We start from the raw sequence: 23,308 nt of genomic DNA on the forward strand, positions 1-23,308 counted from the left end.
AAAGCTGTTATATTAAATTGTGATAACAGTCCGCCATTTGCCGGGCCACCCCTTTCGATGAAAATGGTGCGACGAGCCGCAGCGATTCCCTGCCCATAATGGCTATTTTTTCTGGATTTTGAACAAAAAATGCCATTGCCCTTTCCAGTTCCTGCTGGTTGCCCGGGTCAAAAGTAAAACCATTCACGGCGTTTTCGACCAGATCAGCTACGCAGCCGCAGTTCTTTGACACAATCACCGGCATACCGCAAACCATGGCTTCATTCACAACCAATCCCCAGGGCTCCGACTTGCTTGGCAAAACGAGCACGTCGCAATGCACCAGATAGTCGGGGACTTTATGCCAGGGAATTCCGCCGGTAATTGAAATCTTATTTTCGAGTTGCAGTTCTGCCGCCAGCCTTGTCAGTAGCGGGCGCTCGGGCCCTTCTCCAACGAACATCAGCTCCCAAGGCCAGCCGCCTTCGTCCAGGTGTTGAATGCTGGCAAATGCCCTCATGAGGATTTCCAGGTTTTTTTCGGAAGCCAACCGACCTACAAAAACGAAACGCGCAGCCCGCGCAACATTGACATTAGCCTGATTACCAGCATTATATCGGGTGCGAATGACTTCCTCGTCAATCACCGCCGCATTTCTGACCGGAATCTGCGAAGGTTTGACGCCGAGGCTTTCCAGATATTCCGCCGATGTTTTTCCAAAACAAAAAAAAGCATGAGCACGGTTAACGATCAGTTTTTTAAGGGATTCTTTCACGAGAGACCTGCTGTTATCCGCAGAAGAAGATTCGGAAGAAAGCACAACTTTGACGCCTTTCAATCTTGCATAAAACATGAGCAAAACCTGTGCAGGATCGAAGTAGCCGGTAATGTTCAGGACAGTAGGCTTGTATGCGTCGAAAGCAGCAAATAACGCGGCCCGCCTTTCCTTGAAGCTCACCTCATCCAGGCTCCTCTCGAAAAGGAGTTTATAAGGATAATCATAGGTTACCGCATCGTCGCTTTGCATCGCGCTGCGGCTTGCTTCGTAAAGGGCAATCTGGACAACCAGAAAACTGCTTTCAGGATAGTTTTCTTTGAATGCAGCATGTATTTCGCTGAAAAGCCGCGACTTATAATGCGCCCACAACTGGTTATGTATCACGAGCACGCGCATTATTTTTTCAGATTTAAATATTCCTGAAACAAAGGATAAAGATTATTGGCCAGAAACAGCTGACCCTGGCTGTTGTAGTGCACAACATCCAGCTTTCTGTAGTATTTTTTATCAATGCCCAAACTAAACTCATTGACAAGCCGAATATTTCGCTGGATCGCGTACGCCATGATCTCATCGCCCTGATCATTAAAATGACCCAGCTCGATTTCAGATGTTTCGGGATGAAGGTAAATGAAAAGTGGAATGGAGTCTTTTTTTGCAATTTCGTAGATCTGCTCGTAACCCGGATTGAAGGTTAATCCCGGCTTTCTGATCCCGGCATCATTGAGTTTTTCTTTTTTTACTGAATCCTTTTTCATAGAATCCAAAAGCACTTTTTCAGGATTCTGTTCAACGGTTGGGGCGAAAAACCAGGTGTTGAAGTAATAAAAGAAAATCCAGCGGTAACGGTCCCACAACTCGTAAAGCGCCACTTTATATTGCTTGTCGGGCCAGCCTGGATCATAGCCCACAAGGTTTTGGTGCGACATAATATCGTGCGCATCATGGCTGCTGGTAACAAGGCACATGAGCCTGGCTCTAAATGTGCCAAATCGTTTCAGGTAAGCCGCAATGTTATCAGGGCCCCAAGATCCGGCCGAAATGTTCAGCACGCGGACCCGTTTGTTATAATCTTTCAGAAAACGTTTTTCGAGTAATGTTGAGGCAATGCTATCCTGGTCGGTAAGGCTGCCGCCATTCACAACCGAATCGCCGATCAGCAGGATTACAATGCTGTCAGAAGGAAGAACCTCCTCGTTGCGCATGGATAAACGATTGGTGCGCACATTGTAACCAAATCTCGTAACGTCCTGACTCGGTGCATATATATATTCAAAATCGGGATCCGATACATATAGCGGAGAATTACAGAAGCCGTATTTGTATCTTAAAACAACTTCCGCAGTAATTGCCAGGACCACCAGGAGGATTAAGAATCTATAAAAATATTTTAACATCAAGGAAAACGCTGTGTCCGCTGCAAATGCGCACGCAAATTTAGAATTACTTTTCCCAATAACGACTTTTTTACATTAGCGGGAATAAATAAAGCATTGTTATCACAACATTTCTATCAGTTCAATGCGGTTACCGAACGGATCCCGGAATGAAAATCGTTTGCGGTCAGGGATAGGGCTGTCATTTCTGATCGCGATCCCATTCTTTTCCAGCAGTTCACGCGCCGCTTCCAGGTTTTTGATTTCAAATGCAGGATGCCTTTGGGAAAGCTCGGAGGAATGTTCAGCACGGATATGCAGTTCAATATCGCCCATTTGAAACCATATTGCGCCATTAGGAAGCGGATAGCCCATATCGGTCAATTCTCGCAGTCCCAGCACATCGCCATAAAATGTCCTAGCAGCCTCTTCCGCGCCTTCGGGAATGCAAAGCATGATATGGTTTAGTCTTTCAAATTCAATTTTCATGATCAGGAGTGTTTTTTAAGTTTCATAACGGCCCTTTACTTACCTCGCGTCCATCTTTCCACACCGCCTCGATCTTGCGGGTATTTTTGATATCATTCGCAGGATTAGCGCTAAGAATGATCAGATCGGCCTTTTTACCGCGGGTCAATGTACCCAGCTCGGTATCAATTTTTAATGCTTTCGCGGCATTCTGCGTTGCCAGCATAATGGCCTGAATGGGCGTAAGTCCGGCCTGCACCATTAATTCCAACTCCAAATGTTCGGTAAAACCCTGGGTCCGAATCGGGAAAGCGCCGGAATCCGTGCCTAATGCAACCGTTATGCCCGCATCCATGATCATTTTTAAGTTGACCAAAGCCGTTTTGAAAGCAGCCGAATTGCGCTCATAATCCGCAGAAGTCCGTATTTTTTCAGCATATGCCGGATCTGTAATCATTTCATAAACACCGGGTTCGAGTGATTTTTTGAAAAATTCATCATTGATCCAATCGGGCTGGTTGGCATATGCAAACTGGTATTCATCAAGCGATAATGTGGGAATGTAAATGACATTTTTCTCTTTCATTTTATTCAGAAGATCTCCATCCACCGGTCTGTCGCGGATGCTGTGCGCAATAATGTCAATGCCGGCTTCGGTCAGCAGACGCGCGTCCTCTGCATAAAACAAATGGGCGGCAACGCGGATGTTTCGCTTGTGGGCTTCGGCAATAATGGCCTGGTAAATTTCCGGTTTCATCTTTTGGGCATTGCCGCCGTGGTCGTCCACCCAGATTTTAACAACAGTTGGTTTGAGCGGAACGAGTCGGTCCATCATGGCCGGCACTTCTTCCGGTGTTTCGGGGCGCAGCAACAAATTCATCCACGAACCCGGATTGGGATCAGGGGTATTGAATCCGTAACCGGCAGAAAACAAGCGCGCTCCTGGAAGCAAGCCTGCCACCGTAGAGTCCCGCAGCCCGTCGAATATCAGCGGCCGGTCTGTCCCCATGGCCAGCACCGCGTTCACACCGTAATCCTGGTATCTTTGGAGGTGACGGAGTACATTCTCCCGTGTATAATTATCTGCTGACGAGGTCGTTCCTTTCAACGTTCCTACATGGGCGTGCGCACTAATGAGCGATGGGATAACCGTTTTTCCGGCCAGGTTAATCTCCTTTGCACCTTTAAGCTTGATATTGGATTCTACCGCGACCACCCGTCCATCCATGATCAGTATATCCGTTCCTTCACGTGGTTCTTCACCTGTGCCGTCAATAACTGTGGCATTTTTCAGGATAATCGATTTTGACTGCCCTTTGACATAAAAGCCAGCTGACAGCACATAAAATAGAAAAAGGACAATGACCGGATTTTTCATAAAAATGAGTTTTGAAACACTTGCACTATAACCATACCCGTTGCAAAAACAACGTTTTGTTAGCAGAGGTTTTGTATAATAAAAAGAATATTTCGAAATGTTAAAGTAAATCGTTTCAACTCATAAATTTGAAACGATGGGAAAGTATTCAAAAAAAGCGGGATAATAGGTTGAAGAAGCAATGCGTGAGCAAAACGACCTGACTTTGGTCGGTTGAGGGGATTTTTAACGTCCGGCAACCTGATTCTACATTAAATTATAGAAATACTTCGCAAATACCTTCAAAAGTATTACAAACACCACGGTTTTACCGGTTAAGGTATTTAAATAAAAGCTATCTTGTACGGATATAGGTAATTGAAGAGCCGACGTTTAATTGCAAGGGCTTTTGATAAAGAACACTTCAAGTAGAGCAATGTCTGAGGAACAAGAAGAACCAAATTACGCCAGTGACTTTCAGCTCTTTCAGACTTTCCTGGGAAGCCATTCCATGTACGTAGTTCGCACGGATATCAATGGAAATTATATTTTTGTTAATGACTATTTCTGCGATTTTTATGGGACGAAACGCGAGGAGATCCTGGGCCATTCTTCGTTGCTCGGTGTTATAGCCGAAGACATAGAAAAGTGCCTGCAAGTAGCAGAAATGTGCCTGGTAAATCCCCGGAAACCGCATTCTGTAACATTACGCAAAACTTCGAAGCATGGCGCGATCAAAACAACGCAGTGGGAATTTACCGGCCTGACAGACGAGTCGGGTACCGTGAAGGAAATTTTTTGCATGGGTTACGATATTACGCAAAAGGTCAAAACGGAGCAGGATCTGTCCATTTTGGTGTCCAATGTGCAGGACGTTCTCTTTACATTGTCTCCCGGGCTTATATTTACCTACGTTTCGCCCAGCTGGACAAAGGTTTATGGTTACCATACCAAAGAAACACTTGGGAACTCTTTTACAAACTATATCCATCCGGATGACCTGCACTTTTGTACGGCATCATTGCTGAAAATTGTTGAAACGAATACGCCGATTCGCGGGGGAATAGAACACCGCATCCTTCACAAGAACGGGACCTGGTCTTGGAGCAATACCAATGCAAGTATCGATAGCCGGAGCAGGGAAATCATCCTGACCAGCCATAACATTACCGAGTTACGCCGCTCGCGGGAGCGATTGAAGGAGCTGGCTATTGTTGCGTCCAATACGACGGACTACATCATTATCACAGACAATCGGGGATACATTACCTGGGTCAATAAGGCCTATGAAAACCAGACTGGCTACACCCGGCGTGAGGTGAAAGGCCTCAATCCGGCGGAGTTGCTATGCGGCCCCGACACGGATATGCAGACCATTGAAATGATTTATGAGAGAAGCAGGGAAAAAAAGATCGTTCAGGTTGAGATATTGTGCTATAAAAAGAACCGTGAAAGTTATTGGGTGGATTTAAAAATTACGCCTGTATTTGATGATAAAGGTAATGTTACCAATTACATAGCAATTGAAAGGGACATTACCGCACGGAAAAAATCGGATGATGAGCTGCGGCGAATAAAGGACTTGCTGGAACAGACGAATAGCGTTGCCAGGATCGGCGGCTGGGAATTAAATGCGAAGACGGGTGAGCTTTATTGGTCGTCTATCACCAAACAGATCCATGAAGTTGAGGAAGATTTCAAGCCTAACGCAAATGAGGCCATAGCATTCTACAAGGAAGGTAGCAGCCGCGATACGGTCAATCAGGTGGTGATGGCCGGTCTCACAAACGGCACGCCCTGGGATAATGAGTTGCAGCTCGTCACTGCTAAAGGTAACGAAGTGTGGGTGCGGACAATCGGGAAGGCTGAAATGATCAATGGCGAATGCGTCAGGATTTTTGGCGCATTCCAGGACATAACCCGGCGCAAACGTTCAGAAATGGCAATCCTTAACTCGGAAGCCAAATTCCGCAGCCTGTATGACTCCACCAGCGACGCCGTAGTGCTGTTCGACCGGACCGGATATCTCGATTGCAACCGTGCCGCATTGAAAATGTTTAAACTGGACTCTGTGGATATGCTCGTAGGCAAAACACACGAGGAACTGGCCGCTGCAACCTACACATCTTATGATCAGCTTGCGGGAATAGCGAAAGAGAACCTGGAAACGGTTTATGAATGGGGCAGCCATAGTTTTGAATGGGTTTTCAAACGCTTTGGACCAGATACAGACAGTTTCGTAGCCGAAGTGCTCCTGAACCTGATCGATGTTAACGATTCCCAGATCATTCAGGCTGTGATCCGCGACATTACTTTACGTAAACAGGCGGAACTCGAATTACTTGAAGCCCGCGAGCAGGCAGAGTCAGCCAGTAAGCTGAAATCCGAGTTTCTTGCTAATATGAGCCACGAAATCCGCACACCGCTCAACGGGGTCGTGGGTTTCACAGACTTGCTGATGAAAACCAACCTGGACGAAACCCAGCAGCAATACATGTCCATGGTTTTCCAATCAGCCAATTCGCTGTTGGAAATCATCAATGACATTCTGGATTTTTCCAAAATCGAGGCGGGGAAACTGGAATTGCGTTATGAGAAGACAGACCTGCTGACAATCTGCGGACAAGTATCCGATATGCTTACTTTCCAGGCGCAGCAAAAGCATCTCGAAATGCTCCTGAACATTCCTGCAAACATTCCGCATTATGTATGGGCAGACCCGCTCAGGTTGAAACAGGTTTTGGCCAATCTGTTGAGTAATGCGGTCAAATTTACGATGAGCGGTGAAATTGAACTAAAAATAGCTCTGCTGGGTCGCAGCGATGATCATGTTACGGTCCGGTTTTCGGTCCGGGACACGGGTATCGGGATTGAGCCGCAAAACCAACGAAAGATTTTTGATGCTTTTGCGCAGGAAGACTCTTCAACAACCAAGCGTTTTGGCGGTACGGGGCTGGGACTGACGATCTCCAACAGTTTGCTTGAACTAATGAACAGCCGATTGCAGCTCACCAGCCGGACCAACGGGGGCAGCACTTTCTTTTTTGACGTGAAATTTCATGTCATCCCGGGTGGGGAGGAATTTGTTTGGGATAATACGGATAATATCAAACGCGTCCTGGTGGTGGACGACAATGTGAACAACGGAAATATTCTCACCGATATCCTGAGCAATAAGGAGATACACTCCGACTTCGTATCGAGCGGGGAAGAAGCATTGCATAAATTGTTTTCCGATGTAAAATATGATGTGGTTTTAGTGGATTGTCAAATGCCTGGCCTGGACGGCATTGAAACGATCCGAAAAGTGCGCACGAGCGAACAGCCAGACTTGCGAAGTTTGCCCATTATCCTGCTAAACGACTCTTTTGAGGAGGAGATACTTACCGCCGTAATGGCTGAGCTGAGTATTTCGCATTTCCTTGTAAAGCCGGTGAAGATCAAACAGTTGTTTTCCATGTTGTCGAAGATCCATACCAAAAATCAACCGGCAAGGAGATTGATCGCAGACACCGGAATCAGCCTCAGCGGACTGGTGGTTTCAGAAGCCGTAACCGTATTGATCGCCGAAGACCACAAGATCAACATGCTGTTGGTAAAAACAATGTTGGGCAAAATCCTTTCGAATGTAACAATGATTGAAGCCGTGAATGGAAAAGAGGCGGTGAAATTATACGAAGAAACAAAGCCGGACATCATTTTCATGGACATTCAAATGCCCGAAGTCAATGGTTATGAAGCCACACAGGAAATTCGTAAGCTGGAATCCGGCAGGCGTATCCCGATCATTGCTCTCACCGCAGGGACGGTTGTTGGCGAGCGGGAAAAATGCATTGCAGCGGGCATGGACGATTATCTGACCAAACCTGTCGTGAAAGATACTTTACAAGAAACCCTCTCAAGATGGCTTTTGCAGCGGTCACAGGTGGAATTAAACTAAAAAGGAGGCGCTTATGCCTCCTTTTTAGTTTATAAAATTACCCGTTGACAATTTGTCCGCCATTGGGGTGCAACACTTGCCCGCTCATGTAGGAAGCGTCCTCACAAGCCAGGAAAACATAGCAGGGCGCAACCTCAGCCGGTTGGCCCGGACGTTCGAAAGGGGTGTCTTTTCCAAACTTTTCAACTTTCTCTGCATTAAAGGTTGCCGGAATCAAAGGTGTCCAGATCGGACCCGGAGCAACTGCATTAACCCTAATATTCTTTTCAGCAAGCGCAACGGCAAGCGACCTGGTGTATGCTACAATAGCACCTTTCGTGGAAGAGTAATCCAGCAAGGCAGGACTTCCATGATATGCAGTCACCGACGTTGTGTTAATAATCGTGTCTCCTGCCTGTAAATGCGGCAGGGCAGCCTGGGTAAAATAGAAGAACGAGTAAATGTTGGTTGTAAATGTATTGGTGAGCTGCTCCGCGGTAATTTCACGGATATCTTCCTTGGGATGCTGCTCAGCAGCGTTGTTCACCAGAATGTTGAGCTTGCCAAATTCACTTATAACCCGCGTTACAGCCTCCTTGCAGAAAGCCTCCTCACGGATATCGCCGGGGATAAGCAGGCACATTTTGCCTTCCGCTTCCACCATGGCTTTCGTTTCTTCGGCATCCTGATCTTCTTCCAGATACACAATGGCCACATCGGCTCCTTCCCTCGCGAAATGAACGGCAACAGCTCTTCCTATCCCGCTATCTCCACCGGTTATCAGCGCCGATTTTCCTTGCAATTTTCCGCTGCCGCGATAATTTTCCCTGATAATGATAGGTGCCGGATCCATAATCCCCTCAATGCCTGGCTGCGAGCCTTGCGTCTGTCCCTTCGTATCTATGTTATAATCCATGATCTTAAATTGTTAGCGTTCAATTATTGTGAATGAGCGCTTTTCTTAAAACGGTATGCCAATGCGATATAACACGATAAATCAGGATGCATGAGTAATGTTTTTCACACAGGGAAAAAGTGCAGATCCATCCTGGTTTGCATTTCAGAGGTTTTATAGCTTACTTTCTGTGGCTGGTCGTGCATTTGTTCTCATTGATCCGCGATCGCAACCAGATTCAAACCCTTTGTAGCTGGATGGTTGCCTTTTTTACCAGAGATCAGTCATTGCGGTTCATCATCGACGCAAAGCCCGACAAAAAGAATTTATGATCCACACGATTGCCGAAAAAAACAAATATCCGTTTGAATGGCTGGATATTACCGATCCCACCGAGGAGGAGTTGAAAGAACTGACCAAAGAACATTCGCTGCACGCATCGTCTATTAAGGACTGGGGACAACCCGACCATCTTCCCAAATATGAAAAAGTGGCCAATTATGTGTTCATTATTTTCCGGATGCATGCCGAAACCGTAGGCTCAGAGGCCGACACCGTTCCGGAACTGACGGATAAAGTCGCCATTTTTATGTTTCCTGAAAAGGTGATTACACTGCACCGGAAGCCCTGGGCAGCGCCGGAATATATCGCCGAAAACCAGCTCGAACAACATGCCTGCAAGGATACATTACATCTTGTAAATGAAATCATTAAGAGCGGTCTGGCCACATACGAAGCACCCTCGGTGAAGCTTACCAGCGACATTGAGTATTATGAGGAGAATATGTTTCTCAAAAATCGCAAACCCTCCCTGCTCAAAGGCCTTTATTATTTACGGCGCAGGGTAGAGGTGACCAGGCGCGTGATCATGCTCTCGCACGAGATCGTCGACAAAATGGATGCCCCCGATAATTCCAATGCCTATACGAGGGATACGCGCGACCTTTTTGTTAAAATGCAGAATATTTACGACACGCTATTTGAAAACATGAACCAGCTTGTGATGATATACTTTTCTATTTCATCTCAACGCACGAATGAGATTGTCCGCGTTTTGACCCTATTTTCGGTATTTTTTATGCCATTAACATTCATTGTAGGAATCTACGGAATGAATTTCGACTATATGCCGGAGCTCAGGTTGAAGTTTGGCTATCCCGGTGTAATGATCCTGATGGGCGTGATTACGGTTGGGATTTATGGCTGGTTTAAGAAGAAAGGTTGGCTGTGAGTGTTTTTAATGTTAAATTCTGATTGTTAGTATTGCCTGTTATCTATGAAATTTATCTATACCAAAGCATTTTCCTTCCGTTCCATTTTTATCATTATCCTTTTGCTTTGCCAACTGGTGGCAAAGGCCGTGGTAATTCCAAAAGCGCCTTCCGCGCTGTCAGCAACTGCTATTTCCGCCACGCAGATCAATCTGGCATGGGTCGATAATGCTTTGGACGAAACGGGCTTTGAGCTGGAAAGATCTGTGGATGGTCTAAAATTCGTGAAAATCGCTGATCTGGGCGTCAATATCAAAACGTTTTCGAATACAGGACTCCCTGCGTCAACGAAATACTGGTACAGAATCCTGGCTAAAAATACAGCAGGAAAATCCGCCTACAGCAACATTGCCACTGCAACCACATTTCTCATCACTCCCAATGCGCCTGCAAATCTTGTTGCCGTATCTGTTTCTACTGTTCAGATCAATGTGAGTTGGGAAGACAACGCGCTCAATGAAAGTGGGTTCCAACTAGAGCGGTCACTGAATGGGATTGTTTTTACCAAGATCGCAGACCTGGGGCCTAACATCGAATCGTATCAAAACACCGGCCTCATTCCGGCAACTCAATATTATTACCGCCTCCGAGCAGTGAATACAGCGGGCGCATCGGCTTATAGTAATGTAGGTTCCGCGACGACCGATAACATTCCTGTGCCTGCTATGCCCGAGAACTTTACTGCCGTGCCCATTGCGCCGGATGTTGTTCAGCTGCGCTGGTCAGCCGTTTCAGCGAATGCCAGGGAAGTGATTATCGAACGTTCGAAGGGTGTTACCACACAGTTTGTGCAGATAGGGAAGGTCGCAGCGAATGTGCTTCAATTCCAGGATACAGATTCCCTCGCTAACACCGATTATTTTTACCGGATCAAAGCGGTCAATGCAGGCGGAAGCTCGCCATACAGCCTTATTTCCATTGTTCTGGCCAATTCCATCATAACCGGAAAAGAGCCTTTACCAAGTGGTCCGATCATTTATACATTTCAAAAAACGCTCTTCATTGCATTAAGCAGAACCGCTTCCGCGCAATTACAACTTTACAATGTGAATGGAGCGAAGCAATTAGAGACCAAAATAGGCGCATCATTCCAGGTAAACCTCGCTCATTTGGCCACGGGAATCTATATCGTCCGCATACTGAATGACAAGGAAGTAATATCGCGCAGAATAGTGCTTTTTGACTAGTATATCCTAAATTCAAAACCATGAAATTCTTCAAGAACCTTCTGCTGCTGGCATTCGGGCTGACAATGTTTTATCCTCAGGTGTCATTGGCCCAAAAGAAGAAAAAATATATCGTTAATGCCTATGTAGGTGGTTTTCGAGGATTGGTAAAAACCGAGGAAATTGATGCCGAAAAGTTAACGCACATCAATTATGCGTTCGTGAATGTACAGGACAGCCTTGCCGTGTTGACCAATCTGGCGACGGATTCGACAAATTTCCGCAAGCTCAACGAGATGAAGGCATCAAAAAACCCCGACCTCAAAATCCTGATTTCCATTGGCGGCTGGGCTTGGAGTGAAAATTTCTCGGACGCAGTTTTGACCGAGACTTCCCGCAGGCAATTTGCAAAATCAAGCGTTGACATTATCCGCCAGTTCAATCTGGACGGCGTCGACATTGACTGGGAGTATCCGGCCATGCGGGGTGAAGAAGGCAACATTTTCCGGCCGGAAGACAAGCAGAATTTCACATTAATGTTCAAAGCGATCCGCGAGGAACTGGATGTTCTGGAGAAAGAGAAAAACCGTGATTACCAGCTCACAACAGCAGTAGGCGGCTCAAAATCCTTTGTGGATAACACCGAAATGGGCCTGGCGCAGCCGTATCTAGACTACGTTTTTATCATGACTTACGACTACGGCGGCAAAAACGGGACCGTAGGGCACCACACCAATTTGTACGATTATGGCGACATTCCGGATGGCTCTTCGGCGGATCGTTCCGTAAAAAACTTCATGGCGGCGGGCGTTCCGGCAAGCAAAATCGTGCTCGGTGCCGCATTCTATGGAAAAGGCTGGGAAGCCGAAACTGCGAAAAACAATGGTCTCGGCGAGAAACGCATCAAAGCGGTCCAGGGAGGCGGTTATACCAAGCTGAAAGACACATTGATCAACCAGAATGGTTACAAAAAGTTTTATGACAAAAAAGCGAAAGCGCCTTATTTGTTCAACGATTCCACCAAAGTCCTGATCACTTATGAGGACGAGAAATCCATTAAGGGGAAATGTAAGTATATCAAAAAGAACAACTTAGCTGGCATTTTCTTTTGGGAATATTTCAGCGATCCAAAAGAATATCTCATCACCGAGATCAGCAAAGATCTGGATTAACTCACCAGACTCAGCAAATCATTCTTCGTTAAGGTTTTCAAAACCGAAGCATCTGTTTTCACCAGATCTTCGGCCAGGCCTTTTTTGGATTCCTGCAATTCCATTATTTTTTCTTCAATGGTCCCGGGACAAATCAGGCGGACGGCGATCACATTTTTCTTTTGCCCGATCCGGTAACTCCGGTCAATCGCCTGATTTTCAACGGCTGGATTCCACCATGGATCAACAAGATAAACATAGTCCGCTTCGGTTAGGTTAAGCCCTGTTCCGCCCGCTTTCAAGCTGATCAGGAACACACGGATTTCGGGATTATTCTGAAAGCTCTCAACCCGTGCAGCGCGGTCTTTCGTATGGCCGGTCAGATATTCAAATTTGATTGCACGTGTAACCAGCTCATTTCTAATCAGATCCAGCATGCTAACAAACTGTGAGAACACCAGGATCTTATGCTGCGGCGACTTACTCTCGATCTGTTCCACAAGCGTCTCGATCTTGGACGACGCATTGCCGTAATAAAGGTGGTCGTTCAGCAGCGCAGGGGAGTTGCAGATCTGGCGCAGCTTGGTAAGGCCTTGCAGCACGTGGAGGCTTTCCCGGGCAATGTCGCCTTCGTTTCGGGTGTTCAAAAAAGTGTAAAATTCCAGCTCATAAGCATTGTATACTTTTCGTTGCTCTTCGCCCATTTCGCAATAGATCACCATTTCCGTTTTGTCAGGAAGTTCGGTCGCCACTTGCTTTTTGGTTCTCCTGAGAATAAACGGATCAATCCTTTTTTGCAATTCCCGTGCTCTGTCATTGTCCTTAAAACGGTCAATAGGCATGGAAAAATGGTTTCGGAACTGTGTTTTACTGCCCAGTAACCCCGGACACGCGAAGGAAAGCTGGCCGTAGATGTCAAATGTATTATTTTCGATCGGCGTCCCGGTGAGCACGAGTTTGTTTCTGGATTGCAGCAATCTTGCAGCCTTATATCGTTGGGATTCAGGGTTTTTAATGGCCTGCGATTCGTCAAGGACAATGTAGTTGAACGGGTATTTTTTCAAAAAATTCACATCCGAGAGCAATGTTCCGTAAGAAGTTAATATCACCTCATAACGATCGAAATTCGAGATCGTTTTCACGCGGTCAGCGCCGTAAATTGTCAGCACTTTTAAGGAAGGGGCAAACTTTTCGATCTCAGCCAGCCAGTTGAAAATCAGCGAAGTAGGGACAATGATCAGGTTGGTGTTTTGAACCTGTTTTTCCCTTTGGGTCAGAATAAATGCAATCACTTGCAGCGTTTTACCCAATCCCATATCATCCGCAAGACAGCCTCCAAAACCAAACTCATCCAGGAAATTCAGCCAGTTCAACCCTTGTTTTTGATATTCCCGCAAAGATGCATTCAGGTTAGCCGGCACTTCAACCGGTTCTATGGATTCAAAGTCTGCGAAACGGGACTTATAAAATGCAATCTGCTCTTTCACTTCCATGCTAAGCGCCTCTGCATCATACATTTCACTCACCGAAGCAAAATTCATTTTGGATGTTTGGATCGTTTCGCCAACCACTTCCCCGGCTTCAAAGAACTTGGCAAATTTCTCGATCCATTCGTCCGGCAGAATGCCCTGTGTTCCATCATCGAGCTGGACATATTTGCTCCGGTTTTTCACAGCCTTATGCAAATTTTTTAATGTAACTTTCTGATTCCCAAACTTTACGCCGGCAGTTGTATTAAACCAGTTGATCCCGCTAATGACATTCACCGATACTTGGGCCCGGTTAGGATTCAACCGCATTTTGGTAAGTTTATCAAAACCCAGCACAACGATTTTCTGGTCCCGCCACTCTTCGAATGTGTTGAGAAACCAGGATTCGCTGAGGAAGCGTTCTTTGTATAAATAAAAAAACTCCCGGCCAAGTTGATCCTCAAAATCAGGGTGTTGACGAATAATTGCGCCTGCGAAACGCAATTCTTCACTTTCGTTTCTTTGCACGGTAAACGGATTTCCATGGCTATCCACAGCGTAAATTTGCTTCTGCGAAAACACAGGAACTTCCACGGCGCCATATTTCATGACGGGCGTGATCATCACATAATTGCCAAAATCCTCCAGATAAATGATCTTCTCATTTTCCAGATCAAAACCCTGCTCTTCTCGCTGCGCGGGCGTTGCCGGTTTCAGATACGAGTAAGTTATGCGGATCTTGGATTCCAGTTTTGCCAGCAAATTTTGCCTGAATTCCTCAAATTTTGAGTGATGAATGATGATTTTCTGATTGTGCTGACTGAAAAATTCAACCGTTTTCAGGATGTCCTCGTTGTCGATCAAGTGCAGGGAATCGAGATAGAGGACAAAATAGTCGTAGCGCATTTTGATCTTTTCCAGGTCCAGCGAAACACCATTCAGGCTCAACTGGCCGGAAATCTGGAAAAACGGATCTTTCTTGTCAATGGTCAAATGCATGTCCACCGGCGATTTTTCAAGCTTTACCAGAACCAATGAAGCTGCACTGACATTCTCCGAGATCAAGGGATTATGGTAGAAAAAATCCAGTCCGTCCGGATTTTTGACAATGCTCTTTAAGCCGGCCAGATCCGTTTCGAGCTGTTTTTTGCGAAAATTATTTTGGAAAGAGGCAACGGCTGTGTAAAACTTGATGATGTCCGCATCCTGCGTTTTCCAGACGGCGTCCAGCGGGTTCAGTAATGTCAGCGGGTTTTTGAGCTTTCCTTCGCGGGTGATTGCCGCCTCGTACATTTCGAGGTAAAAATGGTCATAGTATTTGTGCTGACCGATCACGACGATGGTTTTGGTATTTTCTGCCTGCACTTTCGCCCCCGGAATATCAATAACCGGCTTGTTGATCCATTGATTTTCCAAAAAGGAGACAGAAGTCGCGCTGATAGGGATCAGCTCTTTCATCTTCGGCTTGATTTCCAGCTCCTTATTGGCATAAATCAGCTGGAAATAAGCATCAAGATCTGCCTCATTTTCTAAACCATAATCTCTTGCAACAACCTTTATTTTTTCAAATCTCAGTTTTTGATCGAAGAATGCCCGGAGGTCTTTTCGGTTATTGAAATTATATAAAATCTGAATCTGGTGCTCGCAAAGCCTTTTCTTGGGTTTGGTACATTCACAATATATCGAAAGCGAATGGCCGTTTTGGCGCGCCACAACCTTGTAATGATCGGTTAAGGTCGCCGGAATTTTGAACGTCGCATAATCAACATCAATCTCCTGAGGCTGAATGTCGAAGAAGCCTCTCCGGTCCGTGGCAGGAAGCTCGGCGCTGTTTTGCAGGATGTGTGTGGTGGTTAAATCGGCCAGATTGAAATCCTGAAAAACAAAGTTGTGGGCTGGCTGGTTTTCTGCGTCGGCAGGGGCATTCTTTTTCATATGGCAAATTAATGAACTATTTTGCACATTCATTTTAAATCATTCTCAACATGGAAATCGGACTTGCTGCTGACCACGGCGGATACGAACTGAAAGAGTTCTTAAAGACATATTTAGTAGGAAAAGGCCATCATATAACGGATTTCGGGGCATATTTGCTGGATTCCAAAGATGATTATCCCGACTTCGTGATCCCGTTAGCCCATGCAGTGGTAAACAAAGAAGTGGAACGTGGCATTGCCGTTTGCGGCAGCGGCGTAGGCGCTTCGGTAGCAGCCAATAAGATCGCCGGCGTCCGTGCGGCGTTGATTAATGACCACTTCTCTGCACATCAGGGAGTGGAAGATGACGATCTCAATTTGCTGTGCCTGGGCGGCAGAGTAACCGGAAATATGGCTGCGCAGGAATTGGCAGAATCCTTTCTGAATGCGCGTTTTACGGGCGAGGAAAGGCATATGCGCAGGTTGGGGAAAGTAAAAGCGTTGGAAAAATGATTGTAGGATTGAATTTTTCTAGGCTTACCGCTTCCTTTTTGTTCATTTGTTCCACGCTGGCACACGCGCAGCAGCCTTCATCCAACTCGCCCCAGGCGGTTCCCCTCGATTCCGTATTGGCTGTTAAACCGGACAGCGCCGTCAAGCCGCCACCACCGCTGTTCGACACGATTCGTTACCGTTTTATCGGCGATGGGAATTTTGCGCGTGGGAATGTTAACCGCAGTCTCGTCGTGTTCAGGGCAGAGTTGACATTCAGTGGCCCTGCCATTAATGTGGCCACCAATCCGCGCTTTACTTACGGTAAGCAAAGCGGCATACTGGCTGAAAGGGATAGTTATATTGACCTTTTCGTTGACGTATTTAAAAAGCGAAAAACTTACGCTTTTGGGCTGGGCGTGCTGGAAACCAGCAATTTGCGGCGTATTGATTTGCGGCAAATGGCTGGTGCAGGTGTAGGTTACCGGCTTATACGAACCAAATCCAACGAGATGAGCCTTACAAATGCCATTCTTTACGAGTCAACCAATTTTCAGGAAATTTCAACAGTGACAACCATCCGGAATTCGTTTCGTGTGAAAGGCAAGCATTCTTTGTTACAGGACAAGTTCCGTATCAATCACCTTACATTCCTTCAACCGGCTTTGAATGATTTTTCAAACCTGCGCTGGAACACCATTCTTTCCTTCGAATTGCCTTTAAATAAATGGGTTACACTGCGAACCAGCTTCGAAAATTCTTATGAAAGTGTTGTAGAAGCCACCAGGAAACGCAATGATACCCGCATCACATTCGGGGTTTCTGTCGGGAATAAATAATGGCCGCGGTTGACCCTTTGCTTGTAAGGGAAAAAGGCTGATAATCATGTCCATGGTTGCGTTACATTATATATGCATAAAATGTGCTTTATATATCATCATATACTTTCCAACCTTGACATGAAAGAATCAGACGATAACCGCCGCCAATTTATCAGGAACTCAGTAAGCACAGCCGCCGGACTCATGTTGCTTCCCGGCCTGGCCGAGAAGGCTTCGGGCTCCATCCTGACGCGTCCCGTGAAAGAAACATTAAAGCCCATAATGCCGCCCAGAATCAAATTTTCGGTGATTGGAATGAACCACGGCCATATTTACGGCCAGGTAGAGGCGGTTACGCGGGGTGGTGGTGAGCTGGTCTCGTTTTATGCCAAAGAAGAGGATCTGGCTGCCGCATTCGCCAAGCGTTATCCGCAGGCCAAGCAGGCCAAAAGTGAAGCAGAAATTCTCGGTGACAAATCCATCCAACTCATTCTCAGTTCCGGCATTCCCGACGAGCGTGCGCCGCTTGGAATCCGTGTGATGAAAAGCGGGAAGGATTATATGGTAGACAAGCCAGGCATTACCACGCTCGAACAGCTCGCCCAGGTGCGGAAAGTGCAGAAAGAGACCAAGCGGATTTACTCCATCATGTACAGCGAGCGCCTGGAAAATCGTGCAACCATTAAAGCAGGTGAATTAATCAAAGAAGGTGTTATTGGGAAAGTGGTGCAAACCATTGGATTAGGACCTCACCGCATGACGCCTAAGTCCCGTCCGGAATGGTTTTTCGACAAAAAACGCTTCGGCGGCATTATTTGCGACATTGCCTCACACCAATTCGATCAGTTCCTGTTTTTTACGGGTTCAACCAAAGCTGAAATTGTTGCTTCCCAGGTTGGAAATGTAAACCACCCGCAATATCCTCAGTTTGAAGATTTTGGTGACACCATGCTGCGAGGGAACGGCGGCGCAGGATATATCCGTGTGGACTGGTTTACGCCCGACGGTCTGAAAAGCTGGGGCGACGGAAGATTGACCGTTTTGGGAACCGAAGGTTTCATTGAAATTAGAAAAAACATTGACATAGGTGGCAGAGAAGGCGGAAATCACCTTTTTGTGGTCAATAACAAAGACACCCAGTATGTCGATTGCAGTCAAGTTCAGCTGCCCTACGGCACGCAGCTCGTTGACGACGTTTTAAACCGAACTGAAACGGCCATGTCGCAGGAACATTGTTTTTTGGCGACGGAGCTTGCTTTGAAAGCCCAGAAAAACGCGCAGAATGTGGCGGCGTTGAGTTGAGAGAATGCAAGTAGGAGGATATTTCGTATTCAAATGACATACTACCAACATTGCATCGCTCCGCAATTCCCACATTGACATAATGCCAGAGGCATGCAATGTTGGTAGCAACCGTTATTTATTTTGATAACGCAGCAAAATCTTCATCGGATAATGTAATGTTCACTGCGCCCATATTTTCTTTCAAATGATCCAGCGAACTTGTTCCCGGAATGAGCAGGATGTGCGGCGCACGTTTTAAGAGCCACGCCAATGCTATTTGAGAAGTGGTTGCGCCGTGCTTCTCGGCAATTTGCGCAATCTTGGTTTGCAATTTATCCGGGCCGGACGCCAGCGGATACCAGGGAATAAAAGCCATTCCTTGTTGTTCGGTGTAGTCAACAATCTCTTCCCATTTCCGATCGCCCAGGTTATAAAGGTTTTGCACAGAAACGATTTTAATCACTTTCTCAGCCCGTGTGATCTGTTCAACATTCACTTCGGACAATCCTACATAGCGAATTTTACCAGCTTCCACGGCTTCCAAAACCGGTGCGAGCGTCTCTTCGATTGGAAACTTCGGATCGAAACGGTGCAGTTGCCAAAGATCAATGGTTGGCACTTTCAGACGTTTCAAACTGCCCTCAATCGCTTCGCGGATGTGTTTTGGGTCACCGTTTGTAACCCATTGATTTGGGCCGGTTCTGTCAAATCCACCTTTCGTGGCGATGAGCAGGTCGAGCGGATATGGGTGCAGCGCATCTGCAATCAGCACTTCGTTGGTATGCGGACCGTATGAATCAGCGGTGTCGATGAAATTTACGCCTGTTTCCAGCGCTGCTTTCAAAACTTTTTTAGCGTTTTCCCGGTCCGGTGCATCGCCCCAGACGCCTTTGCCTGTAAGCTGCATGCCGCCATAGCCGAGTCTTTTTATCTCAATTTCTCCGCCAACGCGAAATGTGTCTGCGATTAATGTGCTCATAATGATGTGATCTGTTAAAGGTTATTGGACATTAACCCGCAGTTGGGCGATTTGATTCGCCCGGTGTGAATGTTAAAACGATTTTTTATTTCAACCCACTTCGAAGTTGAAATCTCCGTTCATGACCAACTTCGCATCGATGGTCGTAGGATTTCCGGGAATTTGTAATCCTTTGATCTTGGCCGTTTTACCTTTACTCAGCAAATCGAAAACGTGTTTGTCAGAGAGTTTTTTGCCTAAAAATTCAAAAGGGATCTTAAATCCGCAAGCGCTAAAATTGGAACAGCCGTAAGCGGTTTTTCCCTTTTTAAGCAATTGTAGCTTGCATTTCGGGCAAGTAAGTGATTCAATGTCGATGTCTTCTTTTGGCTCTTTCGGCTTGACGGGCTTCTTTTCTTTTTCTTCTTTCACCACAAGTGCCGGAGCTTCCTCGGCAATGCTGATCGCTCTTCCGCGGTTATTTTTAACCTCGTTAGTCAGCTCCACAACCATCTGGATCAATTCCTGCTTGAATGTTTCCATCGAATAATCGCCCTTTTCTATAAGCCGCAACTTTCTTTCCCAGTTTCCGGTAAGTTCAGCACTTTTCAGGAGCTCATTTTGAATGGTGTCAATCAGATCCATTCCGGTTTGCGTGGCGAAAATATTTTTCTTTTTCTTTTCAATGTATCGCCTCTTGAAAAGTGTCTCTATAATGTTAGCACGCGTGGAAGGCCTTCCTATGCCGTTATCTTTCAATAATTCGCGCATTTCTTCGTCCTCAACCTGCTTTCCGGCTGTCTCCATCGCCCTTAACAATGTTGCTTCCGTATACGCCTTTGGCGGCGTGGTTTTTCCCTGGTGCACGCGCGGTTCATGCGGGCCCCGTTCACCGACTTCGAAATTTGGCATCAGCTTTTCCTCTTCCGCCGCTTCCTTTTTCGCACTGGCGTCATTGGCATACAAAGCCCGCCAGCCTGGTTCCAAAATTTGCTTTCCTGTCGCTTTGAATTCAACCTGACCCACCACTCCCAAAACAGTCGTGTTGGAAACCTTACATTCCGGGTAAAATACAGCGATAAACCGGCGGGCGATTAAATCGTAAATGCGTTTTTCTTCCGCGCTAATGTTGCCTGGCAAAACGCCCGTTGGGATGATGGCGTGGTGATCAGTTACTTTTTTATCGTCAAAAACAGTTTTTGATTTTGGAATTGGTTTCTCTAAGAGCGGTGCCGTGTATTGTGCGTAGTAAGTCAGCTGCCTTAATATGCCTTCGACTTTGGGATACAGATCTTCCGAAAGATAAGTCGTGTCAACCCTTGGGTAAGTCACGAACTTCTTTTCATACAGGTTCTGAATGTGTTTTAATGTGTCCTCGGCCGAGTAACCATACTTTTTATTCGCTTCCACTTGCAAAGAGGTCAGGTCAAAAAGCCTTGGGTTTCCTTCTTTTCCTTCCTTTTTTTCAAATGATGTTATTTCAAAATCGTGAAGCAGGAGATAGGCCAGGCCTTTGTTAGCCTTTTCCTCATTTCTGATGCGGTCAATGGTTGCGGTAAATTCGGTTTCGCGATAAATGGTCTTCAACTCCCAATATTCTTCCGAAACAAATGCATTGATCTCCTTCTGGCGCTGAACGATCAATGCAAGCGTAGGCGTTTGAACGCGACCAATGCTCAGGACAACTTTCCCCTGTCCAAATTTTTTGGTAAAAAGGCGTGTCGCATTCATGCCCAGCAACCAGTCACCAATGGCCCGGGCACTGCCGGCTGCATATAAGTTGTTGTATAGTGCGCTGTCTTTTAGTTTTTCAAAGCCTTCGCGGATGGCCTGTTCGGTGAGGGAAGAGATCCAAAGACGTTTTACGGGTACGGCGCATTTGGCTTTCAGCAACACCCAGCGCTGGATCAGCTCGCCTTCCTGGCCCGCATCGCCACAGTTGATCACCTCTTCGCAATTCTGCACCAAATGTTCGATGACAGAAAACTGTTTCAGCGCGCCTGCATTATCGATAAGCTTGATCCCGAAGCTCGAAGGAATCATCGGCAAATCTTCCAGCCGCCACGATTTCCAACGCTCTGTGTAATCGTGCGGCTCTTTCAATGTACAAAAATGCCCGAATGTCCAGGTTACCTGATAACCGTTTCCCTCGAAATAGCCGTCCTTACGCTGGTTGGCTCCGATAATTGCGGCAATGTCTTTGGCAACGCTTGGCTTTTCAGCAATACACACTTTCATAGCTGCAAACTTACGCGATTGACTGGCAAAGTTTATGAAATCAACCGGAAAAGTGACCGAATAATCAATCGGCTAAAAATATTTCAAATTATTTTCAAAATATTTTTTGGAAAAGGTCCTGATTTGGGTCAAATGTTTGGTAAAAAACGCTATTGATATAATACACTCCGAATTTTATTCGGTTTATCCTCGCAGTTGCCAAATTGTATTATAGACTTTTAAATTGGATTGTTCTAAGATTGAGTAAACGCACGTTCCAACAAAATTTAGTAAAGTCATAAATACAGAAATTTAGATAGTTTGCAATTTGCGATCTTTGAATAATACCATAATTGACTGGCGGGCTGCGGTCGCGAAGCACTCAATTTTGGGCAGGTTCAACCAAATATTATAAAGCTTCTTGTTTGCTTGAACGTTTGTATTCAGAATATTGTAGTATATTTGTACAAGAAATAGAGACAAGAACAATCAAAAAAAGTAAAACACTATTATCGATGAAAAATACAAAAAACTTGTTAGTAGCAGCCTTGATGGCCATGACTTTCGCAACTTACGCTAACGCTAATAATTCTGCATATACAGTTGAAGAAAAACTAAAAGTTACAGGATTAAGCAAAGTGCTTCCAGCTTCACTTCCAGTTTTGGAAAGTCCAGCACCACAGAAAGCAAAAAATTCGGTTGACACCAACAATCACAGTGCAACACAAAAAGCAGCTATCGTAGGTCTTCAATTGAAGAGCACAACGAAGTAATCAGAAACAGCCTTAATTTGAGAAGGCTTTATTGAGAATGAAGATTTTAAAGAGGGAGATGATTTCTACCTCTTTTTTTTGTGCCCAAATTATTCGCGGACGCCGGTTTTTTGCCATCTGAGCAATCCCTCGCGAATGTCGGCCAGGATCTGGTAGTCATCTTTCACCCAATTGCCCGAATTGTGTTTGGTATGCTTGGCATTGCGCAGGTAATTTTCAAACAACGCATAACACTGCATTGCATCTTCACGGGAATGGAAACTGTCGATCCAAGCCTGCGGCACTTCATTCTTGGGGACGATGCCGATGCCAACATTGTAAACCTTGATAATGCCTTTCGAAAATTCCCACGAAATAAAATCCTGCTCGCGGGTGTAAGCAGCCCGTAAAATGGAAGCATTATGGCCAATGTAATTGATCAGCCTGGCAAAAATCTGATCCTTCGTCTCGGCTGTATCCGGTCGAATGCGCCATGCGTTATTTTGAATTGAGAAAGGATCTTCTCGGAATTTCTGCATTGGCTCTCCATATTGTGCCAGGGAAAGACTTTTTCCCGGCAAAAATTCAACCATCAGCCGCTGCTTTCCGGATGGTGAAGTTTGAACAACCACCCTCAATTCCTCCGTTTTTCTGTTTGCGGTTAATAGAAGGGACCTTTCATTTTCATCATAAGAATAGCGGCCAAAGTCGTAAGCGCCGGTGTGGTAAACGCGGGTAAATGTACTATCCGGGAAAAAGGACATCAGCACCTGATCCATGCCTCCGGTTATTTTAACCAACTCCCGATCCCGAACCGGTGGCGCTCCATTGCTCCTGAACTGAACAAAACGCCAGCTGCCGCTAAGCTTTCCGCCATGCAGGAGCAAAGGGTTAATGTCCGTCGTGCGACCCTGATAACCGGCATCTTTTTTCTGCTCCACGCCGCGGTAAATGATCCCGTGAAAGTCCATCATGGTAATCAGTATCAGCAGCAATATCATTTTGATCAGCGCCATCATGAAACAAAATCTTTGATATT

The 23,308-nt window shown here is 46.0% G+C and carries 18 protein-coding genes; 9 read left to right on the forward strand and 9 right to left on the reverse strand.

Annotation, left to right across the window (positions count from 1 at the left end; all coding sequences use genetic code 11):
- Positions 1-7: 7 nt before the first annotated feature.
- The 4 genes from NFI81_RS01820 to NFI81_RS01835 form a co-directional block, all read right to left on the reverse strand.
- A complete protein-coding gene (locus tag NFI81_RS01820) occupies positions 8-1,153 on the reverse strand; it encodes a glycosyltransferase family 4 protein (RefSeq protein ID WP_234614586.1) in 1,146 nt (381 codons plus the stop codon).
- Complete coding sequence (locus tag NFI81_RS01825; protein WP_234614585.1) at positions 1,153-1,962, reverse strand: hypothetical protein; 810 nt, start codon at positions 1,960-1,962, stop codon at positions 1,153-1,155. The genes NFI81_RS01820 and NFI81_RS01825 overlap by 1 nt, the downstream gene beginning before the upstream one ends.
- 294 nt (positions 1,963-2,256) lie before the next feature.
- Complete coding sequence (locus tag NFI81_RS01830) at positions 2,257-2,622, reverse strand: VOC family protein (protein ID WP_234614584.1); 366 nt, start codon at positions 2,620-2,622, stop codon at positions 2,257-2,259.
- A gap of 22 nt (positions 2,623-2,644) precedes the next feature.
- Entirely contained in the window at positions 2,645-3,979 is a 1,335-nt protein-coding gene (locus NFI81_RS01835; protein WP_234614583.1) for an amidohydrolase family protein, read from the reverse strand.
- Positions 3,980-4,394: 415 nt separating this feature from the next.
- On the opposite strand from NFI81_RS01835, the gene NFI81_RS01840 reads away from it, so the two are divergent.
- Positions 4,395-7,898, forward strand: coding sequence for a PAS domain-containing hybrid sensor histidine kinase/response regulator (locus NFI81_RS01840; protein ID WP_234614582.1), 3,504 nt, complete (start codon positions 4,395-4,397; stop codon positions 7,896-7,898).
- Between the two features lie 37 nt (positions 7,899-7,935).
- Here NFI81_RS01840 and NFI81_RS01845 read toward each other — a convergent pair whose 3' ends face one another.
- The gene (locus NFI81_RS01845; protein ID WP_234614581.1) at positions 7,936-8,793 is read right to left on the reverse strand and encodes an SDR family oxidoreductase; all 858 of its coding nucleotides are present in this window, start codon (positions 8,791-8,793) and stop codon (positions 7,936-7,938) included.
- Between the two features lie 119 nt (positions 8,794-8,912).
- Here NFI81_RS01845 and NFI81_RS01850 point away from each other — a divergent pair, with 119 nt between their 5' ends.
- Genes NFI81_RS01850 through NFI81_RS01865 form a run of 4 tightly spaced genes read left to right on the forward strand, consistent with a single transcriptional unit; the run spans position 8,913 to position 12,381 of the window.
- Entirely contained in the window at positions 8,913-9,104 is a 192-nt protein-coding gene (locus NFI81_RS01850; protein WP_234614580.1) for a hypothetical protein, read from the forward strand.
- A complete protein-coding gene (locus tag NFI81_RS01855) occupies positions 9,101-10,003 on the forward strand; it encodes a magnesium transporter CorA family protein (RefSeq protein WP_234614579.1) in 903 nt (300 codons plus the stop codon). Before NFI81_RS01850 ends, NFI81_RS01855 begins: the two co-directional genes overlap by 4 nt.
- A gap of 45 nt (positions 10,004-10,048) precedes the next feature.
- Positions 10,049-11,230 carry a fibronectin type III domain-containing protein gene (locus NFI81_RS01860; RefSeq protein ID WP_234614578.1) on the forward strand — a complete coding sequence of 394 codons (1,182 nt, stop codon included), beginning with the start codon at positions 10,049-10,051 and terminating at the stop codon, positions 11,228-11,230.
- Between the two features lie 20 nt (positions 11,231-11,250).
- Complete coding sequence (locus NFI81_RS01865; protein ID WP_234614577.1) at positions 11,251-12,381, forward strand: glycoside hydrolase family 18 protein; 1,131 nt, start codon at positions 11,251-11,253, stop codon at positions 12,379-12,381.
- Here the strand turns inward: NFI81_RS01865 and NFI81_RS01870 are convergent.
- On the reverse strand, positions 12,378-15,764 hold the full coding sequence (locus tag NFI81_RS01870; protein WP_234614576.1) for a DEAD/DEAH box helicase: 3,387 nt from the start codon (positions 15,762-15,764) through the stop codon (positions 12,378-12,380). The two genes, NFI81_RS01865 and NFI81_RS01870, sit on opposite strands and share 4 nt — an antisense overlap.
- Positions 15,765-15,814: 50 nt before the next feature.
- On the opposite strand from NFI81_RS01870, the gene NFI81_RS01875 reads away from it, so the two are divergent.
- From NFI81_RS01875 to NFI81_RS01885, 3 genes are all read left to right on the forward strand, one after another.
- On the forward strand, positions 15,815-16,258 hold the full coding sequence (locus tag NFI81_RS01875) for an RpiB/LacA/LacB family sugar-phosphate isomerase (protein WP_234614575.1): 444 nt from the start codon (positions 15,815-15,817) through the stop codon (positions 16,256-16,258).
- Positions 16,259-16,266: 8 nt separating this feature from the next.
- Positions 16,267-17,076: a DUF481 domain-containing protein gene (locus NFI81_RS01880; RefSeq protein ID WP_234614574.1), complete on the forward strand. Its 810-nt coding sequence runs from the start codon at positions 16,267-16,269 to the stop codon at positions 17,074-17,076.
- Between the two features lie 120 nt (positions 17,077-17,196).
- Positions 17,197-18,360 (forward strand): Gfo/Idh/MocA family protein, encoded by a 1,164-nt coding sequence (locus NFI81_RS01885; RefSeq protein ID WP_234614573.1) that lies wholly within the window; start codon positions 17,197-17,199, stop codon positions 18,358-18,360.
- 118 nt (positions 18,361-18,478) lie between these two features.
- Here NFI81_RS01885 and NFI81_RS01890 read toward each other — a convergent pair whose 3' ends face one another.
- Positions 18,479-19,321 carry an aldo/keto reductase gene (locus NFI81_RS01890; protein ID WP_234614572.1) on the reverse strand — a complete coding sequence of 281 codons (843 nt, stop codon included), beginning with the start codon at positions 19,319-19,321 and terminating at the stop codon, positions 18,479-18,481.
- 90 nt (positions 19,322-19,411) lie between these two features.
- Positions 19,412-21,538 (reverse strand): DNA topoisomerase 3, encoded by a 2,127-nt coding sequence (locus NFI81_RS01895; protein ID WP_234614571.1) that lies wholly within the window; start codon positions 21,536-21,538, stop codon positions 19,412-19,414.
- Between the two features lie 494 nt (positions 21,539-22,032).
- Here NFI81_RS01895 and NFI81_RS01900 point away from each other — a divergent pair, with 494 nt between their 5' ends.
- Entirely contained in the window at positions 22,033-22,290 is a 258-nt protein-coding gene (locus NFI81_RS01900) for a hypothetical protein (protein ID WP_234614570.1), read from the forward strand.
- Between the two features lie 89 nt (positions 22,291-22,379).
- On the opposite strand, the gene NFI81_RS01905 is transcribed toward NFI81_RS01900, so the two are convergent.
- On the reverse strand, positions 22,380-23,288 hold the full coding sequence (locus NFI81_RS01905; RefSeq protein ID WP_234614569.1) for a hypothetical protein: 909 nt from the start codon (positions 23,286-23,288) through the stop codon (positions 22,380-22,382).
- Between the last annotated feature and the right edge of the window lie 20 nt (positions 23,289-23,308).

It is taken from the genome of Dyadobacter fanqingshengii (genome assembly GCF_023822005.2).
In the GTDB taxonomy this organism is placed as follows: domain Bacteria; phylum Bacteroidota; class Bacteroidia; order Cytophagales; family Spirosomataceae; genus Dyadobacter; species Dyadobacter fanqingshengii.

Bases quoted from the DNA above. Each gene is read 5' to 3' on its own strand.
- NFI81_RS01820 (WP_234614586.1), bottom strand. From the start codon at position 1,153: ATGCGCGTGCTCGTGATACATAACCAGTTGTGGGCGCATTATAAGTCG.
- NFI81_RS01825 (WP_234614585.1), bottom strand. From the start codon at position 1,962: ATGCGCAACGAGGAGGTTCTTCCTTCTGACAGCATTGTAATCCTGCTG.
- NFI81_RS01830 (WP_234614584.1), bottom strand. From the start codon at position 2,622: ATGAAAATTGAATTTGAAAGACTAAACCATATCATGCTTTGCATTCCC.
- NFI81_RS01835 (WP_234614583.1), bottom strand. From the start codon at position 3,979: ATGAAAAATCCGGTCATTGTCCTTTTTCTATTTTATGTGCTGTCAGCT.
- NFI81_RS01840 (WP_234614582.1), top strand. From the start codon at position 4,395: ATGTCTGAGGAACAAGAAGAACCAAATTACGCCAGTGACTTTCAGCTC.
- NFI81_RS01845 (WP_234614581.1), bottom strand. From the start codon at position 8,793: ATGGATTATAACATAGATACGAAGGGACAGACGCAAGGCTCGCAGCCA.
- NFI81_RS01855 (WP_234614579.1), top strand. From the start codon at position 9,101: ATGATCCACACGATTGCCGAAAAAAACAAATATCCGTTTGAATGGCTG.
- NFI81_RS01860 (WP_234614578.1), top strand. From the start codon at position 10,049: ATGAAATTTATCTATACCAAAGCATTTTCCTTCCGTTCCATTTTTATC.
- NFI81_RS01865 (WP_234614577.1), top strand. From the start codon at position 11,251: ATGAAATTCTTCAAGAACCTTCTGCTGCTGGCATTCGGGCTGACAATG.
- NFI81_RS01870 (WP_234614576.1), bottom strand. From the start codon at position 15,764: ATGAAAAAGAATGCCCCTGCCGACGCAGAAAACCAGCCAGCCCACAAC.
- NFI81_RS01875 (WP_234614575.1), top strand. From the start codon at position 15,815: ATGGAAATCGGACTTGCTGCTGACCACGGCGGATACGAACTGAAAGAG.
- NFI81_RS01885 (WP_234614573.1), top strand. From the start codon at position 17,197: ATGAAAGAATCAGACGATAACCGCCGCCAATTTATCAGGAACTCAGTA.
- NFI81_RS01890 (WP_234614572.1), bottom strand. From the start codon at position 19,321: ATGAGCACATTAATCGCAGACACATTTCGCGTTGGCGGAGAAATTGAG.
- NFI81_RS01895 (WP_234614571.1), bottom strand. From the start codon at position 21,538: ATGAAAGTGTGTATTGCTGAAAAGCCAAGCGTTGCCAAAGACATTGCC.
- NFI81_RS01900 (WP_234614570.1), top strand. From the start codon at position 22,033: ATGAAAAATACAAAAAACTTGTTAGTAGCAGCCTTGATGGCCATGACT.
- NFI81_RS01905 (WP_234614569.1), bottom strand. From the start codon at position 23,288: ATGATGGCGCTGATCAAAATGATATTGCTGCTGATACTGATTACCATG.